This window comes from Pseudomonas edaphica, from assembly GCF_005863185.1.
Lineage (GTDB): Bacteria > Pseudomonadota > Gammaproteobacteria > Pseudomonadales > Pseudomonadaceae > Aquipseudomonas > Aquipseudomonas edaphica.
In genome coordinates this window covers 1-19,786 of record NZ_VBVZ01000037.1, presented here as the reverse complement: position 1 = coordinate 19,786, position 19,786 = coordinate 1, and the positions used below count along the sequence as shown (strand labels likewise).

General features: G+C 61.9%; 13 protein-coding genes. 12 read left to right on the top strand and 1 reads right to left on the bottom strand.

Going from position 1 to position 19,786, the window contains the following annotated elements; all coding sequences use genetic code 11:
- Positions 1 to 570, bottom strand: a 570-nt coding sequence (locus tag FEM54_RS04250) for a phage tail protein (RefSeq protein ID WP_138449636.1), incomplete at its 3' end; no start/stop codon positions are given.
- A gap of 199 nt (positions 571 to 769) precedes the next feature.
- Between FEM54_RS04250 and FEM54_RS04245 the strand changes: the two genes are divergently transcribed.
- The 12 genes from FEM54_RS04245 to FEM54_RS04190 form a co-directional block, all read left to right on the top strand.
- Entirely contained in the window at positions 770 to 2,383 is a 1,614-nt protein-coding gene (locus FEM54_RS04245) for a glycosyltransferase family 39 protein (RefSeq protein ID WP_138449634.1), read from the top strand.
- 111 nt (positions 2,384 to 2,494) lie between these two features.
- The gene (locus FEM54_RS04240; protein ID WP_017136602.1) at positions 2,495 to 3,334 is read left to right on the top strand and encodes a sulfotransferase family protein; all 840 of its coding nucleotides are present in this window, start codon (positions 2,495 to 2,497) and stop codon (positions 3,332 to 3,334) included.
- Positions 3,335 to 3,468: 134 nt separating this feature from the next.
- Entirely contained in the window at positions 3,469 to 11,283 is a 7,815-nt protein-coding gene (locus FEM54_RS04235) for an Ig-like domain-containing protein (protein WP_477749726.1), read from the top strand.
- 40 nt (positions 11,284 to 11,323) lie between these two features.
- The gene (locus FEM54_RS04230; protein ID WP_017136601.1) at positions 11,324 to 12,838 is read left to right on the top strand and encodes a TolC family protein; all 1,515 of its coding nucleotides are present in this window, start codon (positions 11,324 to 11,326) and stop codon (positions 12,836 to 12,838) included.
- 90 nt (positions 12,839 to 12,928) lie between these two features.
- Positions 12,929 to 13,174, top strand: coding sequence for a DUF2789 domain-containing protein (locus tag FEM54_RS04225; RefSeq protein ID WP_017136600.1), 246 nt, complete (start codon positions 12,929 to 12,931; stop codon positions 13,172 to 13,174).
- A 392-nt stretch (positions 13,175 to 13,566) separates the two neighbouring features.
- A complete protein-coding gene (locus FEM54_RS04220) occupies positions 13,567 to 13,983 on the top strand; it encodes a MarR family winged helix-turn-helix transcriptional regulator (RefSeq protein ID WP_017136599.1) in 417 nt (138 codons plus the stop codon).
- Positions 13,980 to 16,058, top strand: coding sequence for an FUSC family protein (locus FEM54_RS04215; protein WP_138449632.1), 2,079 nt, complete (start codon positions 13,980 to 13,982; stop codon positions 16,056 to 16,058). Before FEM54_RS04220 ends, FEM54_RS04215 begins: the two co-directional genes overlap by 4 nt.
- Entirely contained in the window at positions 16,055 to 16,264 is a 210-nt protein-coding gene (locus tag FEM54_RS04210; protein ID WP_016969155.1) for a DUF1656 domain-containing protein, read from the top strand. Before FEM54_RS04215 ends, FEM54_RS04210 begins: the two co-directional genes overlap by 4 nt.
- Complete coding sequence (locus FEM54_RS04205; RefSeq protein WP_138449630.1) at positions 16,261 to 17,151, top strand: efflux RND transporter periplasmic adaptor subunit; 891 nt, start codon at positions 16,261 to 16,263, stop codon at positions 17,149 to 17,151. The genes FEM54_RS04210 and FEM54_RS04205 overlap by 4 nt, the downstream gene beginning before the upstream one ends.
- Positions 17,148 to 18,590, top strand: a complete 1,443-nt coding sequence (locus FEM54_RS04200) for an efflux transporter outer membrane subunit (protein ID WP_138449628.1) — start codon at positions 17,148 to 17,150, stop codon at positions 18,588 to 18,590. Before FEM54_RS04205 ends, FEM54_RS04200 begins: the two co-directional genes overlap by 4 nt.
- Positions 18,591 to 18,670: 80 nt before the next feature.
- Positions 18,671 to 19,303 (top strand): hypothetical protein, encoded by a 633-nt coding sequence (locus tag FEM54_RS04195; RefSeq protein ID WP_026013660.1) that lies wholly within the window; start codon positions 18,671 to 18,673, stop codon positions 19,301 to 19,303.
- A gap of 147 nt (positions 19,304 to 19,450) precedes the next feature.
- On the top strand, positions 19,451 to 19,786 hold a 336-nt coding region (locus tag FEM54_RS04190; protein ID WP_138449626.1), incomplete at its 3' end, for a DUF945 family protein.

Genomic DNA, 19,786 nt, shown 5'->3' with positions numbered 1-19,786 from the left:
CCCGTTTAAGGCAATGCTGAAGTTGATCGCCAGGTAGGGGTTCATGGTTGCCATGGGCTGGCCTTGGCCGGCGGGGCTGATCGCGCCGCCTGTCACGGCGGTGCTTACGCCCTGCAGTGCGACCGGGGTGGCGCCTTGCTGGTCTGAATAGATCGAAGCACTGCCCGGCCCACCGCCGGAAGCGCCGATAAAGGCGTTGGTGGCGCTGGGCGTCGTCACTGGGTTGCTGGCGGTAATGGCCAGTTGTACTGAAGTGGTGGCATTGAACGGTGTGGTGGCGTGGGTGTGGGCCGGGAGGTTAATCAGGGTGGCGGTCACGGATTCGGTACCGGAGAACTCGCCGATGACGCGCGGCGTCAGGCCCGCGCCGTTGCCTTGACCAATCGGCATGCGGCCTTGCAGGTTCGGCAGCATGAAGTTTTGCACGCCATTGCCGCCGTAAATCGTGCCGAGCAACGAGAACAGTGCCTGGTATTGGTTGAGGGGCAGGGTTTGGCCGGCGCACAAGGCCCAGTCTCTGGGCGCGAAGTCAAACGCAAAGGGTTGGATAGTGCCGATGAATACTTCCATGGATCGTTCATCCTTGTAGTGGCTTTACGGTGTGTGACGCCAATCGATCTGGTGTCATCGCACAGCGTAGTCGCAGGTTTTGCGCGCCGCCCGACGGTTGCAAAACAGCGAGCGAAACCGGGGCTTTTGTCCTAGAGTGGCGCTTGTTTGCATATGTGCAGGTTTCGCCTCGGTAACGGGCGGTCTTAGGGGAATTGAGGTGCGACGGTCTGTGGTAGAGCAAGACGACAAAGTGGGCGCATTTCCCACAGCCAATCGCCTCTGGGCCGCCTGGGAAGGCGCCGGTTGGTTGAGCCGGTTATGGTGGGTGCCAATCCTGGCGCTGGCTATGGCCGCGCGTTTCTATGGCTTGACGGCTTCGGCAATCTGGGGCGATGAAGGCTCGAGCTTGTTGCTCAGCGAATACGCCATGGACGACCTGTGGTTTCACGCGGCCCACGACGTGCACCCGCCGTTGTACTTCTTTATGCTGCGCGGCTGGATCGGGTTGTTTGGCGATGGCATCTGGTCGATTCGCGGCATGAGCGCCCTGCCCGGTGTGTTAGCGGTGGGCCTGGGTATCTCACTCACGCGGCAACTGTCCACCCGTCGCGCGGCGGTGCTGGCGGGCGTGTTGCTGGCGCTATTCCCAACGGCGGTGCGCTACAGCCAGGAAGTGCGCATGTACTCGTTGCTCGCCGTGTGGCTTTTGGGCGCCACGCTGGCGTTGGTGTACTGGGTGCGCCAGCCTGAGCGCACGCGTTACCTGGCGGCCTATGTGCTGTTGATGGCGGCCGGTTTCTACACTCATTACTTCACTGCCCTGTGTGTGTTGGTGCATTGGGTATGGCTGGCAGTGCTGTGGCCTTCTCAAACGCGTGGCCAGCGGCTGGTCCTTCGCCCGTCGTGGTGGGGCGCCAATGCGTTGATTGTGGCGTTGTACCTGCCTTGGCTACCGAACCTGCTGGGTCTGGTGCAGCACGTCGAACAACTCAAGACCGGGGGGGATATCGGCTGGGAAGACCCGGTTTCACTGATGTCCGTGCCCTCGATGATCTGGCAGTTCGTACTCCAGGATGAAGGCATCGGTTTCTGGCAGCCGCTGTTCTGGCTGTTCCCTTTGCTCTTGATCGCCGTGGTGGGCTTCACCACCTGGCGCGACCGCGAGCGTTATCGCCCGGCGTGCCTGCTGGCCTTGTTCTTTTTGCTGCCGCTGCTGCTGGTGTACGGCGTTTCGTTTATCTCATCGGTGTTTATCGAACGCTACCTCACGGTCTACGCGCTGGGCCTGCCGATTCTGGTGGCGCTGGCCATCGACCGCCTGCCGGCGCGCCTGGCGTGGCTAGGCGCGGCGTTGTTCGTGTTGTTTATTGGGGTTGAGTTGCTGGGGCTCAAGAACAACGCCACGGTGGATGTGCATGATCAATTCAACGTGCCGGTGGAGTTCGTCAACCGCAATTACCAGGAAGACGATCGCATCGTGCTCAGCGACATGTTGTGGTACCTCAGCTACGTGTATTACGACCAGACCGACGCCCAATTGCAGCTCTATACGCCGCCCAAACCCGACGGCACTTCAACCCGGCCGAATGCTTATGGTTTTGGTACGTTGGTGGACCAGGACGGTGGGCGTATTTACCTCGACCGTCTATCGGCCATACCCGCCGATACGCACCGTGTGTGGTTGATCAGCAGCACCGAGCCACCGGATGATTTTGCACCGCTTCCCGAAGGCTGGCGCGAGCTTTTGCGTCAGGACGGCGGTGGCGCTCGGGCGCGGCTGTTCGTGGTATGCGCTGGTCCAGAGTCCTCGCAACCAGAGGGCTGCCGTTAATATCCAATTGGCATTAACGGAATATCCAAATAGTGGCAAATGACCACTAGTCGGCACTGCAATCCTCAGCTACGCTTCGCGCATAAATGGACTTTATCCGCCTAAGTGGTGATGGGATTGCAGTATCACTTTATCTCCGGGTTGCCGCGTTCCGGCTCAACCCTGCTCTCTGCCATCCTGCTGCAGAACCCGCGTTTTCACGCCGGTATGAGCAGCCCTGTAGGCACCTTGTTCAACGGTGTGCTGGGGCAATGCAGCGCCGGCAGTGAGTTTGGTTCAGTAATCGACCCCAATACCCGGCGCCGTTTGCTGCGCGGGTTGTTCGATTCCTACTACGCCGACAAGGCCTCTACCCCGGTAGTCTTCGACACCAACCGCCAGTGGTGCGCGCGCATGCCCGCGCTGCATGACCTGTTTCCTCAAGCCAAAGTGATTGCCTGCGTGCGCAACGTCGCCTGGGTCATGGACAGCCTGGAGCGCCTGTACCGCGCCAACCCCTTTGAGAACACCCGGCTGTTCAACGACGACGTTGAACGCAACACCGTCTACAGCCGTGTTGAGACCCTGGGCCAGCGCAACCGCCTGGTGGGCTATGCCTGGTCGGCGCTCAAAGAGGCGTACTACGGCGAAAACGCCGACGCTATGCTGGTCGTCGACTACGAACTGCTGTCCCAGGCGCCTGAACGGGTGATGCGGCTGGTCTACGAATTTATCGGCGAACCGTGGTTCGAGCACGACTTCGACAACCTCAGTTACGATGCGCCGGACTTCGACGAGGCCTTGGGCATGAGCGGCTTGCATCGGGTCAAACCCAAGGTCGCGCTGCAGCCGCGCCGCACCATCCTGCCGCCTGATCTCTTCGAGCAGTACGCACACATGGAATTCTGGCGCGACGGCTCTTTGAGCGCCGCCAATGTCATTCGCACCAAAGCCGACGCCGCGATCAACTGATCGCGTTTTTTCTACGGGTAACCGCTTTCGACTCACGGGTGAGCAGCATGTGGTGGAGCAAAGGAAAGGCACGTAACACAACACCAGGCGCTAAAACCCTGGCGACACCCATGATCATGTTCCTCGAACCGCGCATGCTGTTTGACGGCGCGGTCGCCGCCACCGTGGCCGATGCGGCCCAGGCCGACAGCCATGCCACCGCCGACGCGGCGGCCAAGGCGCCGACGGCCGAGCATGCCACCGCCAGCAAAGACACCCATGCACAATCCGAAGCGCCCGCTACGCCGGCGCCCGTGGCCGTGCCAGGGCAGACCGTGGTGTTTGTCGATGCGCGCGTCAAAGACTCCGCCGACTTGCTCAAAGGCGTCGCTCCCGGCACCCAGGTGGTGCAACTGGACGCCAGCAAAGACGGCCTGCAACAGATCGCCGACTACCTGGGCAGCCACCAGGGCGTGAGTTCGGTGCAGATCATCGCCCACGGTAATTCGGGCGATTTGTGGTTGGGCAGCACCTACCTGTCGGCCGATAACGTCACGGCCCGCAGCGCGGTACTGGCGCAGATCGGCCAGGACATGAACGCCGGCGGCGATATTCTGATTTATGCCTGCAACACCGCCGAGGGCGACAAAGGCATCAGCTTTGTCGACTCGTTGGCCAGCCTGACCGGGCGCGATATTGCCGCCTCCAGCAACCGCACTGGCACGGGCGGCGACTGGACACTGGAGGTTGCCACCGGCTCGATCGAGAGCCACACGGCGCTGTCGTACCAGGGGATGTCGGGTTATCAGTACAGCCTGGCGACGATCACCGTGACCAACGGCGCCGACAGTGGCGTCGGCTCGCTGCGCGCGGCCCTGAGCAGTGCAGTGGCGGGCGATACTGTCACGTTCAGCACCGCAGGCATGACGGTCAACCTCAACACGCAGTTGGTGATTTCCAAGAACCTCACCATCGAAGGCGATCTGGACCATAACGGCACGCCCGATGTGACCATCAGCGGGCAGTACAAGACCCAGGTGTTCACGGTCAATTCGGGGGTTACTGCGACCCTGGACGGCCTGGTCATTACCAAGGGACTGATGGCGGGTAACGGCGGCAATGGCGGTAGCGGGACTACTGCAAGCAATTTGCTGGGCGCGGGGATCAGTAACTTCGGCAACCTGACCTTAAATAACGTCAGCGTGACCGCGAATGCCGCCTCGGGTGGCGGCGGCGGTGGTGGCGTGGCCGGTGGCGACGTCGGCGGTGCCGGTGGCGGTGGTGGTGCTGTAGGCGGCGGCAACGGCGGGCACGGTGGTATTACCGGCAGCGGAACCGGTGTCTACGCCGGCACGGCAGGCACCGCCAACCAGGGTGGCGCGGGCGGTGGCTATCGCACCATGGGCGGCAACGGCGGCTCGAGCACCGGCGGTGCCGGCTCTACTGGCATCTACGGTTACACCAACGGTTCCGTAGGCGGCACGGCGGCCTCTGGCGGCTTGTCGATCGGCGGTGGTGGTGGTGGCTCCGGCTGGAATGGTGCCGGTGGCAGGGGCGGCGCAGCGGCCGGCGGTATCTACAACGCCAGCGGCGCCACCTTGACCATCGTCGGCACCAGTTCGATTACCGGCAACATCGGCGCCGGCGGCGGTGGTGGCGGCGGCTCGGCGAGTGGCAGCGGCACGGCGCTGAACGGCGGTGACGGTGGCCTGGGTGTCGGTGCCATCTGGAACAAAGGCAATGTATTGATCACGGCGAGCAACTTCGCAGCCTTAGGTGGCGCGGCCAACAGCGGCGCCAGTGGCAACGGTGGCTCGTCCACCGCCGCCGTGGCCGGCAATAAACCGACAGCAGTCAACGGCCTGTACAACGATATTGGCGGGACCGCGAACACTGCTTACGACCCGGCACCGACCGCCACCATCGTGGTCAGCAACGCCGCCCAGCACATCGGCAGCACCTCACTGGTGACCATTACCTTCAGCCAGGCGGTGACGGGCTTTACCAACGCCGACCTGACAGTTGCCAACGGTACTCTGGGCCTGGTCAACACCAGCGACGGCGGTATCACCTACACGGCAACTTTTACACCTAATGCCAGCGTCACCAGCGCCACCAACCACATCGTTCTCGACAACACCGGTATCAACAGTGTGGCGACAGGCATGGCGGGCACTGGCACCACCTCGTCCAACAACTACACCGTCGACACCACACGGCCGACCGCGACTGTCGCAGTGGTCGCGCCTACCCTGAGCACCACGGTCAACTCAACGGTCAATATTACTTTCAGCGAAGCTGTATCCGGTTTCAGCCTGGCCGACATGACGGCCACCAACGGTACATTGAGCAACCTGGCCACCAGCGACAATATTCACTGGACCGCTACCCTGACGCCGAACGCCGGCAACACCAGCAGTGGCAACGTGGTGACGCTGGACAACGCTCTCTATACCGACGTTGCAACCAACGCGGGCACCGGCACTACCACCTCCAATACTTATGGCATCGACACGTTGCGGCCGACCGCCAGTATCGTGGTGGCCACTACCGCGCTGAACATCGGCGGTACATCCCTGGTGACCGTCACCTTCAGCGAGGCCGTCACCGGCCTTACCTCGGCTGATTTTACTGTTGCCAACGGCACCGTCAGCGGGCTTGCCAGCAGCGATGGCGGCGTAACCTGGACCGGCACACTTGCGGCCACCGCCGGCATCACCGACACCACCAACGTGATCACCCTGGCCAACAACGGCGTCAGCGACGCGGCCGGTAACACCGGCACCGGCACCACCGACTCCAACAACTACGTCATCGACACGCAGCGGCCTACCGCAACCATTGTGGTCGCTGACAACGCATTGAAGCTCGGCGAAACCTCGCTGGTGACCATTACCTTCTCCGAAGCGGTCACAGGTTTCACCAATACCGACCTGACCATCGCCAACGGCACCTTGACCGCCGTGAGCAGCAGCAACGGTGGCATCACCTGGACCTCGACCTTTACGCCAACCAGCAACATTACCGATACCACCAACCTGATCACCCTGGATAACACCGGCGTCAGCGACGGGGCCAGCAACATCGGCACGGGCAGCACTAACTCCAACAACTACGCGATCGACACGCAACGGCCGACGGCAACGATTGTGCTGGCCGACAATGTGCTGAAAATCGGCGCTACCTCGCAGGTGACCATCACTTTCAGCGAAGCGATCACCGGCTTCACCAACGCCGACCTGATCATCGCCAACGGCACCTTGACGGCTGTGAGCAGCGCCGACGGCGGCGTCACCTGGACTGCGACCTTTACGCCAAACAGCAACATCACCGACAGTACCAACCTCATCACCTTGGACAATACCGGTATCTCTGACCTGGCGGGCAACGCCGGCAGCGGCACTACCGACTCCAACAATTACGCCATCGATACCCAGCGCCCGACCGCGACCATCGTGGTTGCCGAACCGACCTTGAGTGCCGGTGAAACCAGCCTGGTCACGGTGACCTTCTCTGAAGCGGTGACGGGTTTCGACAACAGCGACTTAAGCGTTGCCAACGGCACCTTGAGTGCGGTGAGCAGCAGCAATGGCGGCATCACTTGGGCTGCGACTTTCACACCGACGGTTGGCGTGCGGGATACCACCAACCTGATCACCTTGAACAACAGCGGCGTCAGCGACATTGCGGGAAACGCCGGCACCGGCATGACCAACTCCGGCAACTACACCATCGATACCCTCTTGCCGACCGCCGTCATCATCGTCTCCGACGCCACCCTCAAAGCGGGCGAGACGTCACCGGTGACCATCACCTTCAGCGAAGCGGTGAGCGGTTTCACCAACGCCGACCTGACCGTTGCCAACGGCACCTTGAGCGCGGTCAGCAGCAGCGACGGTGGTATCACCTGGACGGCGACTTTCACGCCGACCAGCAATATCACCGGCACCACCAACCTGATCACGCTGGATAACAGCGGCGTACAAAACGCCTCGGGCAATGCGGGCGCTGGCACCACTGACTCCAACAACTACGCCATTGATACGGCACGCCCGACCGCCACCCTCGTGGTCGCGGATGCGGCCCTCGGCGTCGGCCAGACGTCGCTGGTGACCATTACTTTCAGCGAAGCCGTGACCGGTTTCACCAATGCCGACCTGACGGTCGCCAACGGCACCTTGAGCGCAGTCAGCAGCAGCGATGGCGGCGTGACCTGGACCGCGACCCTCACGCCGACCGCCGGCATCACCGATACCAGCAACGTCGTGCGCCTGGACAATACCGGCGTGCAAGACCTGGCCGGCAACACCGGCAGCGGCACCACCGACTCCAACAACTATGTAATCGACAGCCAGCGGCCCACCGCGACCATCGTGATAGCCGACCCGACCTTGAGTGCCGGTGAAACCAGCCTGGTCACGGTGACCTTCTCCGAAGCGGTGACGGGTTTCGACAACAGCGACCTGAGCGTCGCCAACGGAGCTTTGAGTGCAGTCAGCAGCAGCGATGGCGGCATCATCTGGACCGCGACCTTCACGCCGACGGTCGGCGTTCGGGACACAACCAACCTGATCACCCTGAACAACAGCGGCGTCAGCGATATTGCGGGTAACGCAGGCACCGGTACGACCAGCTCCGGCAACTACACCATCGATACGGTATTGCCGACCGCCAGCATCGTGGTTGCCAATAACGTTCTCAAAGCCGGCGAGACATCCCTGGTGACCATCACCTTCAGCGAAGCGGTCACCGGCTTCAACAACGCCGACCTGACCATTGCGAACGGCACCTTGAGCGCGGTCAGCAGCAGCGATGGCGGTATCACATGGACGGCAAGCTTCACCCCGACCAGCAATATCTCCGACACCACTAACCTGATCACGCTGGATAACAGTGGCGTACAAAACGCTTCGGGTAATGCCGGTGCTGGCACCACCGACTCCAACAACTACGCGATTGATTCCCAGCGCCCAACCGCCTCTATCGTGGTCGCACAACCGACGCTTGCCGTCGGCCAGTCGACTCAGGTGACGGTGACGTTCTCCGAGGCGGTCACAGGCTTTACCAATGCCGACTTGACCCTCGCCAACGGCACCTTGAGCGCGGTGAGCAGCAGCGACGGCGGCATCACCTGGACCGCAATGTTCACGCCGGCTGCCGGTGTCACCGCCACCCGCAACCTGATCACGCTGAACAACAACGGCGTCAACGATCTGGCGGGCAACGCGGGCACGGGCACCACCGACTCCAACAGCTACAGCATCGACACCCAGCCGCCAACCGCCACCATCGTGATTGGCAACCCGCTCTTGACCGCCGGTGGCACCAGCCTCGTTACCGTAACTTTCTCGGAGCCAGTGACGGGGTTCAACAACAGTGACCTGATGGTGGGCAACGGTAGCCTCAGCACAATGACGTCCAGCGATGGCGGGCGCACCTGGACTGGGGTATTTACACCCATCGATGGCATCCAGGCCAACAGCAATGTAATTGCCCTGAATAACTACGGCGTGAAGGACCTTGCCGGCAACGACGGTTCGGGTTGGACCAACTCCAATGTGTTCAACATCCAGACTTCACATCCTACGGCGACGCTCGAGCTCTACGACACGGTCATCGGTAAGGGCGAAATACAGATTGTAACGGTGCGATTCTCCGAGGCGGTGTACGGGTTCAACCTGAGCAGCCTGCAGGCCCCCAATGGCACCTTCAGCCAATTTATCCGTTACAGCGACTCGCTTTACACCGCGGTATTCACGCCGAATGCAAACGTGACAGCCCCCAATAATGTGGTCACCCTGGACACCAGCAGCGTTCAAAACGCCGCTGGCAATAGAGGGATTGTGAACGCGGTGTCGCCGGTTTTTGCAGTCGATACAGTTATACCCACGTATACCTGGACGCTGTCCGATAAGTTGCTGGAACCGGGCGAGACCGCCACCGTCACCGTAACCTTCTCCGAGCCGGTCACCGGCTTCGACAACCGCGCAATCGTCAACCTGCAAGCGGCCACATTGAGTCCGTTCTACAGCCTCGACGGTGGCGTGACCTGGCAGGCTACATTGACGCCGACGCCGGGCGCGGGTTCCTCGGGAAGCTACCTGATTGGTTTGTCCCTGGCTTACGTCAAAGACTTGGCCGGCAATACCAACTACTCGTTCGATACCAGCTCAATGATCGCTTACACGGTCGACCACACACCGCTCAGTTCCAATGTTTACCTGAGCTCCGAGCGTTTGGCGGTCGGTGGAACGAGCACGGTGTCTATCTACTTCAACAAGGCGGTCAGCAACTTTGACCTGAGCGACCTTAGCGCCGACAACGGCGTGCTCTCCAACCTGCGCACCAATGACGGCGGTATCAGCTGGCAGGCCACGCTGACGCCATTTGCCAATACCACCAGTGCCCAGAACGTGGTGCGGCTCAACAACGCCGGCGTGACCTACTACGGCGGCAGCACCGGCGCAGGTATCACCACTTCGCGCAACTACACGGTCGATACCCAACGCCCGACCTCCACCATCGTGGTCGACAAGACCAGCCTGGGCGGCAGCGAGAAGGCCACAGTGACCATTACCTTCAGTGAAGCCGTTGAGTTCTACAACAGCCCACAGGCGCAGAACGCCTGGCTCAGCGGCCTGAAAAGCGTGGACGGCGGCATCACCTGGACCGCTACGCTCACGCCGCAGCGCTATATCGAAGACACCAGCAACGTGGTGAGCCTGGACAATACCCAGGTGCATGACCTCAGCGGCAACGCGGGCCTGGGGACCAGTACGTCGAACAGCTACGCGATCGATACCCGCCCGGCCACCGCCACGATTGTGGTCGACAAGGCCGAACTCGCCAGCGGCGAAACGGCCAACGTCACGATCACATTCAATGAGGCAGTGTCGGGCCTCAAGCTGGATAACCTGAGTGTCGCCAGCGGCGTGTTGAGCAACCTGAAAAGTGTCGATGGCGGCATCACCTGGACCGCCACGCTGACGCCCAAAGATCATCTGCAGAACTGGTATGACACGGTGGTACTGGATGGCAAAGGGGTAACGGATGCGGCAGGCAACTCGTCAGCCAACACGTATGCCTACTCGAGCTATTTTGCCGTCGATACCCAAGGCCCGCAGGTGTACATCGAAGTGTCGGATACCCAGCTCAAGGCCGGGCAGGGCACGCAGGTGTTCATCTGGTTCAGCGAACCCGTGCGCGGCTTCGACCTGTCCAGCCTGAAGGTGCAGAACGGTAGCCTGTCCAACCTGCAAAGTGGCGAGGGCGGCTACTACTGGACCGCGACCCTGACACCAAACAACAACGTCAATGACAGCAGCAATGTCATCAGTGTCGACAACAGCACGATCCGTGACCTGGCTGGCAACGCCGGTGAGGGCATCAGCCAGTCCAATGCCTATGCCATCAACAGCGTTACGGTCACGGCCGATCCGCTGACCTTGACCGGCGGCGTTACAAGGCCGGTGCTCAACACGACGTACCTGCCGCTGCAACCGGGCATCTTCACCCCGCCCACCGGCAACCTCGGCTCACCGCTGACGTTCGCGCCGCTGTTTGAGCAGCGCGTACTGGGCGACGGCATGCGCCCGCTGGGCGATATATTCATCAACAGCGGCGCCACCAGCCCGAGTTTTATTGCGCAGGTGTTCACCAGCAGCGATAACGTCGGCGACGGTTCCGGCAAAGGCTTTTTAGGCTTTGGCGGCGGCGATGGCGGGGTGTTCGGGTCCAGCACCTTGTCGAGCCTGTTCAACCGTGAAACTGGCGGTGACGACAGCTCACTCAAGGCGTTCGACAGCCAATCGATCAAAGGCCAGGGCGATCCGGCCCATGGGCTGCGCGGCGTCTTTGGCGCGCCAACCCTCGGCCAGCAATTGCAGCAGATCAAAGACACCGAACAACGCCAGGTGATTGACCTGGCGCACGCACTGCAACAAGTCGGCATCAGCGAAATGCAGGCTTGAACACACTAAATCAAGGCGCAGGAACAGGGGCAGTCCACGGATGAAAACAGGTCATAAGTTGTTCGGCGCCAGCTTGCTGGCGCTGGCGATCAGCGGTTGCGCGGTCACCAGTGAGCCGATTGAACGCAGTGTCAGCGAGCAGCGAGCCCGCAGCGATCTGCAAGGCATGTACAAGGACCAGGAGCCGTTGAGTGGCCCGTTGACGCTGCACCAGGCCATGGCCCGTGCAGTGAAATACAACCTCGAAGGCCGTTTGAAAGTGATGGAAGAGGCCCTGGCCAAACGCCAATCGGACCTCTCAAGTTTTGACATGTTGCCGCGCATGGCGTTGTCGGCAGGCTATGCCGGGCGCAACAACACCAACGCCTCCAGCAGCCAGAGCGTGCTCACCGGCACGCAGTCCCTGGAACCTTCGACCTCCCAGGACCGCGACCGTCGCGTAGCCGATTTGACCATGGTGTGGAACGTGCTCGACTTCGGCGTCAGCTACATCAGCGCCAAGCAGCAAGGCGACCAGCGGCTGATCATCCAGGAGCGCCGGCGCAAGGTGATCAACACCATTGTCCAGGACGTGCGCTCTGCGTATTGGCGCGCCGTGGCGGCCGAGCGGTTGCTGGGCCAGATCGACAGCTTGATGGCCCGCGTCGACCAAGCCCAGAGCAACAGCCAGAGCATGAGCGAACAGCGCATTGGCGACCCGGTGCAGGCCCTCGGTTACCAGCGCTCGCTGATCGAAGCCACGCGCCAATTGCAGGAACAGCGCCGCGCTCTTTCCCTGGCCAAGACTGAACTGGCCACCTTGATCAACCTGCCCATGGGTACCGACCTCAAGCTGGCGACGCCGGATAACTACAGCGTGCCTGAGCTGAAGGTCAACCTGGCAAGCCTGGAGCAGGAAGCCCTGGCCAACCGCCCCGAACTGCGCGAGCAGGACTACCAAACCCGCATCAGCGCCGCCGAAACCCGCAAAGCCATGCTGCGCCTGCTGCCTGGCCTGGAGTTCTCGGCCGGTGGGCATTACGACAGCAACTCGTTCCTCACCGACAACCGCTGGGCCGATTACGGCGCCAAGATCACCTGGAACCTGTTCAACGTGATCTCCGCACCCGCCGCCATCGACGTCGCCAAGGCCGGTGAAGAAGTCGCCACCGCCCGGCGCCAGGCGATGTCCATCGCCGTATTGGCGCAAATCTACGTAGCCAACGCCAACTACCAGGACGCCGTGCGCCAGTTCAAGACCAACGACCAGTTGGCCAACATCGACGGGCAAATCCTCACCCAACTGCGTAATCGCCACGAAGCTGCCGGCCTGGGCGAACTCGACCTGATCCAGGGCGAACTCAACACCCTGCAAGCCGACCTGCGCCGCGACCTGGCCTATGCCGACCTGCGCAACGCCTACGGCCAGATCTTCGCCAGCGCCGGGCTCGACCCACTGCCCGAACAACTGGATTCGGACCGCGTACAAGCCATCGCCACCGCCCTGGCCAGCCGCGAGTCGGCGTGGGCTGCCGGCAACATCACCACGCCGGTGCCACGCGCGGTCGTCAAGTAAGCGAGCGGCACTGACGGCGAGTTCCCCTCGCCGTCAGCCTGGCGGGCGCGTGGGCTAGACTCAGGAAAACCACCTTCCAAGGAGCCTGCCATGGAATCGCCTGTGCATAGCTTGCCGTCACTGTTCAAACAGCTCGGCCTGCCGCATGACCCGGTAAGTATCGAGAGGTTTGTGGCGGTGCATTCGCCGCTGAAGCCCGAGTTACACCTCGCGGATGCGTTCTTTTGGACGCCCGGCCAGAAGGCGTTTTTACGCGAAGAAATTCTCGACGATGCGGATTGGGCTGAAGTGGTGGATGAGCTGAATCTGTTACTGCGGGAAGGGCGCGGGGTGTAAGGGCCGATCGTTCCCACGCTCCGCGTGGGAATGCCTCCTGTGACGCTCTGCGTCACCCCTTCAATAGCGGACGCGGAGCGTCCTGGGCTGCATTCCCACGCAGAGCGTGGGAACGATCAAAATCCAGCGCCGCCTGGATGCTCAGGCCGAACAGCCAGCCTGAAGACAACACTGAACTAAATGTGGGAGCTGGCAAGCCAGCTCCCACAAGTGTTTTGTTCTGCCGCAAATCTAACGTTCTCGCTCAAACGCGCTTTACTTACCCACAAACCCACCATCCATCACAAAAGTGTTTCAAAACTTGACGGCTTTGGATCCATCCACCATATTGATAGTTAGCAAACTAACTGTATGCGAACAATCCAGTGTCCCAAACCCTCGAACAGCTCCATATGAACCTCAGCAGCAGCATGGTGGTGGGCGCCCGTAACTGGCGCAAAATCTGCCAGACCACGCTGGTGAGCTATGGTATTTCCGAAGCCTGCGCCGTGCCGCTGTTGATGATCGGCCGCTTGGGCGACGGTGTGCACCAGGTGAAAGTAGCCCAGGCATCCGGCATGGAAAGCCCGTCGTTGGTGCGCCTGCTTGATCGTCTGTGCCATGACGGTTACGTGTGCCGTACCGAAGACGTCCATGACCGTCGCGCCAAGGCCTTGAGCCTCACCGAGCGCGGCCGCGAGTTGGTGCAGGCGGTGGAAGTGCAACTGGTGCGCCTGCGCCAGGAAGTGCTGGCGGACATCGCCCACGGCGACCTTGAAGCGGCGTTGCGTGTACTGCAGGCCTTCGAGGCGGCTGAGGCGACCTCTTGAACGGATTTTTTACCGGCATGCCGCCGGCCCGCGACTGGTTCTACGGCGTGCGCACCTTCGCCGCTTCGATGATCGCCCTGTACATCGCCATGCTTATGCAAATGCCGCGTCCGTATTGGGCGATGGCCACGGTGTATATCGTCTCCAGCCCGTTTGTCGGCCCTACCAGCTCCAAGGCGTTGTACCGCGCCATCGGCACCTTCATGGGCGCGGCGGCGGCGGTGTTTTTTGTGCCGATGTTTATTCAGACGCCGTACCTGCTGGTGGTGATCATTGCGCTGTGGACCGGCACCTTGTTGTTTTTGTCTTTGCACCTGCGTACCGCCAACAGCTACGCGCTGATGTTGGCCGGCTACACCTTGCCGCTGATCGCCTTGCCGGTAGTGGATAACCCGCTGGCGGTGTGGGATGTGGCCGAGGCGCGTACCGAAGAGATTTTCCTCGGCATTGCTGTGGCCGCCGTAGTAGGCGCAATGTTCTGGCCGCGGCGCCTGATGCCGGTGTTTGATGGCTCGGTAGCCAAGTGGTTTGCCGACGCTCAGGTCTATAGCCAGCGCTTTCTGACCCGTAACGTTGCGCCCGAAGAAATCAGCACCTTGCGCGGCGGCATGGTCGCCACCTTCAACACCCTGGAACTGATGATCGGCCAGTTGCCCCACGAAGGCGCTCGGCCACAGACGGTGCGCAACACCAAGGAACTGCGCGGGCGCATGATTCACCTGCTGCCGGTGATCGACGCGCTGGACGATGCGGTCTACGCAATCGAACACCGCGCCCCCGAGTTTCTCGACCGGTTCACGCCGTTGCTGCAAGACGCCAACGCCTGGCTGGAGAGCACCACCGAGCAAGCACCGCTGGAACGCTGGCGCGTGTTGCGCGACAAGATCGACGCCGCGCAGCCACAGGGCGAAGCACTGGACGACCGCCACACGCTGCTGTTCTCCAACGCCCTGTATCGCCTCGGCGAATGGGTCGACCTGTGGCAAGACTGCCGCAGCCTGCAAGCCGCCATCCAGTGCGAAAGCCAGGACACCTGGCGCGCCGTCTACCGCCATTGGCGCCTGGGCCGGCTCACGCCGTTCCTCGACCGTGGCCTGATGTTCTACTCGGCGTTTTCCACCGTTACCGCGATCATTGTCGCCTCGGTGCTGTGGATTCTGCTGGGCTGGACCGACGGCGGCAGCGCAGTGATTCTGGCTGCCGTGGCCTGCAGCTTTTTTGCCTCGATGGACGACCCGGCGCCGCAGATCTACCGGTTCTTTTTCTGGACCGCCATGTCGGTATTGTTCGCCAGCCTTTACCTGTTTCTGGTGCTGCCCAACCTGCATGATTTCCCCATGCTGGTGTTGGCGTTTGCGGTGCCGTTTATCTGCATCGGCACGCTCACGGTGCAGCCGCGTTTTTACCTGGGCATGCTGCTGACGCTGGTGAACACCTCCTCGTTTATCAGCATCCAGGGCGCCTACGACGCGGACTTCCTCAACTTCGCCAACGTCAACCTGGCCGGGCCGGTGGGCTTGCTGTTCGCCTTTGTGTGGACGCTGGTCGCACGGCCGTTCGGCGCCGAACTGGCGGCCAAGCGCCTGACGCGTTTCAGCTGGCGCGACATCGTAACGCTCACCGAGCCTGCAACCCTGGCCGAACACCGCCACATGGCTGTGCAAATGCTCGACCGCCTGATGCAGCACCTGCCGCGCCTGGGCCTGATCGGCCAGGACACCGGCAGCGCCCTGCGCGATTTGCGCGTGGCACTGAACCTGCTTGACCTGTTGGCCTACGCGCCACGCATCTACGGCGTGCCACGGGTGCTGCTCAACCAAGTGGTGGAAGGCGTGGGCGGTTACTTCAAGGCCTGCCTTAAAGCGGGTGAACGCTTGCCCGCGCCCAGCGGTCTGCTGATGACCCTCGACCGCACGCGCCGCGCCCTCAACGGGCAAGGCCTGCAAGACGAAGATGACACCCGCCTGCATCTGCTGCACGCACTGGCCGGCCTGCGCCTGTCGTTGCTGCCCGGCGTGGAATTTATTGGCGGCACCGAAATGCAAGCGCCGCTGCCTGATGGAGCGCCTTTATGATCGGTGATCTGGATATCAGCGGGGTGTTCCTGCCCACGCTGCTGGTGCTGATGGGCATTACATATGTGTTGTTTCTGGTGGTGCACGGGTTGTTGACGCGCATTCACTTCTATCGCCTGGTCTGGCACCGGGCATTGTTCAATGTGGGGCTCTACGCGCTGTTACTGGGCGCCGTGGACTCACTCAGTCGATACCTCATGACATGAAAAAACCTTTTTTGACCATCGGCCGTGTCGTCCTGACGTTATTGATAGTGACCTTCGCTGTCGTCGTTGTGTGGCGCATGGTCATGTACTACATGTTTGCGCCCTGGACCCGTGACGGGCATATCCGTGCCGACATCGTGCAGATCGCCCCGGACGTGTCCGGGCTGATCCAGCAGGTCGACGTGCGCGACAACCAGTTGGTGAGCAAGGGCCAGGTGCTGTTCGCCGTCGACCAGGACCGCTTTAAGCTGGCGTTGCGCCAAGCCCAGGCCGCCGTGGCCGACCGCCAGGAAACCCTGGCCCAGGCCAACCGCGAGTACAAGCGCAACCGTGGTTTGGGCAACTTGGTGCCGAGCGAACAACTGGAAGAAAGCCAGTCGCGCGTGGCCCGTGCCCAATCGGCCCTGGCCGAGGCGCAAGTGGCCGTGGACGCCGCCCAGCTCAACCTTGACCGCTCGGTAATCCGCAGCCCCGTGGACGGTTACGTCAACGACCGTGCACCGCGCAACCAGGAATTCGTCACCGCCGGGCGCCCGGTGCTGTCGGTGGTGGACAGCAACTCCTTCCACATCGACGGTTATTTCGAAGAGACCAAGCTCGACGGCATCCACGTCGGCATGGCCGTGGATATCCGCGTGATCGGCGACAACGCCCGTCTGCGTGGCCATGTGCAGAGCATCGTCGCCGGTATCGAAGACCGCGACCGCACCAGCGGCTCCAACCTGCTGCCTAACGTCAACCCGGCGTTCAGTTGGGTGCGCCTGGCCCAGCGGATTCCGGTGCGTATTGCCTTTGATGATGTGCCGGCGGACTTTCGTATGATCGCCGGACGCACGGCCACGGTGTCGATCATCGGCGATAAGGTCAAAGACGGAGAAAAACCATGAAGCAGCTGCTGGCAACCGCTGCGCTGGGTTTGCTGCTGTCGGCCTGCCAAGTGGTAGGCCCGGATTACAAGCTGCCGGAAACGTCCGCCATCAACCGTGGCGACCTGCAAGGGCAGCTCGCGGGCGAGGGCAACAACGTGGTGTCGGCGCCGGTGCCAGCCGATTGGTGGAAGCTGTACAACGACCCGCGCCTGGATGAGCTGGTGCGCCAGGCCATGGCCTCCAACACCGATTTGCGCGTGGCTGCCGCCAACCTGCAACGCGCGCGTTTCCAGACCCAAGAGGCTGAATCCGCAGGCGGTTGGAGTGCTGGCGCCAAGGCGGAAGCCCAGCGCCTGCAGGAATCGGGCGAAGCGTTTTTGCTGACGGAAAAAGTCCCGGTGGCCAACATCGGCAGCGCCAGCATCAGCACGTCCTACCAGTTTGACCTGTTCGGCACCTTGCAGCGTGGCATCGAGAGTGCCCAGGCCAGCACCGACGCGGCCCAGGCCGCCGCCGATATTGCGCGCATCACCCTGGTGGCAGATGTGGTGCGCTCCTACACCCAGGTGTGTGCGGCCAATGAAGAGCTGGCGATTGCCAATGAGTCCCTCGACCTGCAAGGCCAGAGCACCAAGCTCACCCAGCGCCTGCGCGACGCCGGGCGCGGTGACGAAACCCAGGTGACCCGCTCGCAGACCCAATACAAATCCTTGCGCGCCGAGATCCCGCGCTATCAAGCATCGCGTCAGGCGGGTTTGTTCCGCTTGTCGATGCTGCTGGCCAAACCGGTGGACCAACTGCCCGCAGGCACCGGCACCTGCGCCGAGCTGCCGCATATCGCCCAATTGCTGCCCGTGGGCGACGGCGCAGCACTGCTCAAGCGCCGCCCCGACGTGCGCCAGGCCGAACGCCAACTGGCGGCTGCCACCGCCCGTATCGGCGTGGCCACCGGTGCGTTGTACCCGGACATCAGCATCGGCGCCACGGTGGGCACGGTCGGCATTCTTGACGACCTCGGCACACCAGCGACCAATCGCTGGGGCTTTGGCCCGCTGATCAGTTGGACAGTGCCGACCAACGGTGCCCGCGCACGTATCCACGAAGCCGAAGCCGCGACCCAGGGCGCCCTGGCGCACTTTGATGGCGTGGTGCTCAATGCCATCCGCGAAACCCAGACCGGCCTCGCGCAATACACCGCGCAACTGCAACGCCGCGACGCCCTGGCCGACGCCGGTGCGTCCGCAAAGGAAGCCTCGGAGCAGACGCACCGCTTCTTCCAGGCCGGCCGTGCCTCGTTCCTGGCCGACCTGCAGGCCACTCGCACCTACACCGATGTACGTGCACAGCTGGCAGCGGCCAACACGCAAGTTGCCATGAGCCAGATCGATCTGTTCCTGGCCTTGGGCGGCGGTTGGGAAAGCGGACGAACGCAGGCGTCACAACCCGGCAAACCCTGAGCGAAAAGCTATGCTTTGACAGGCGGGCCACCGTGAGGCCCGTCTGACAAAGTTCGCGTTTGCTCATGGGGATTCCAATAATGAAAAACCCTTATGCTCCCGCTTTCTGGTGCGTGCTTTTCGCACTGGTGTTGCTATCGGCTGCCTATTTCTACGGCGTCATGCTTGCCCACCAACTCGACAAGGCCATGGTGTTTCTCGATAGCGCCTGTCTGGTGATCGGCACGTTGTCCATCGGCGTGGTGGCCTGGGCGTCCTATCAAAATCAACGGGTGAAGAAAAAGCTGCTTCAACAAGGCAAGACCCGCGTGGCGATCTGGGACACCAAGGTTGCTCTGCGCCGCGTCGAAACCGTATTCGACCGCTATTTCTGGGGCAGCTACTGGCAGCCCGGGCGTACTTTCCAGGAAGTCATGGGCGAGCTCACCGGCACGCCGCTGGAAAAAAGCCTCGAGGCCCTGAAAAAACAATGTGTGCTGCTCGACCAACAGGTCGCCGACGGTAGGCATTGGCTCAATAACGCCCGGGAATTGTCCGACGTGGCCACGCAAATGGCGCGGGAACGCTACCAGCTGGACTTCTGCGACCCCAAGGCCGATACCCCCAGCAACACAGTGATACACCGCGAGTTTGAGGTGTTGGTGTACACCTGGACCGCACGCTTGAAGAGTTTCGATCACCAACTCGATGAGGTTGAATTGGAATACTCGTGAACCAACCGCTGACCTGACCTCTCTGAAAAGCTGGGCCGTTATCGGCCGCCAGTGCTAATCTTCCCCCGTTTTCGGCGGGCTTGAGCCAACCCCTTCGGGGTTCAAGGAAGACAGCCCACTTCTCACAGGATTTGATCAGGTCACTTCATGAATAAGCCAGCAGTTGTTTTCTTGGGTTTCGTTGTCGCCGTCGGCGCCATTAGTGCAGGCGGCGCCTGGTACACCGGTAAGCAACTGGAGCCGGTGCTGCAAACCGCCATCCAGAACGCCAACAAAGAACTGCAGACCTCTATGGCCGGCGTCGATGGCACGGTGAACCTGGAGCTGGTGTCCCTGGATCGTGGCCTGTTCAGCAGCACCGCGCACTACCGCCTCAAAGGCCAAGGCAGCGTGTTCGGTGAAGAAAACCCGAACCCTGAGCTGTTGTTCGTCGACCATATCGAACACGGCCCGCTGCCGTTCTCGCGCCTGGTGACGCTGAAG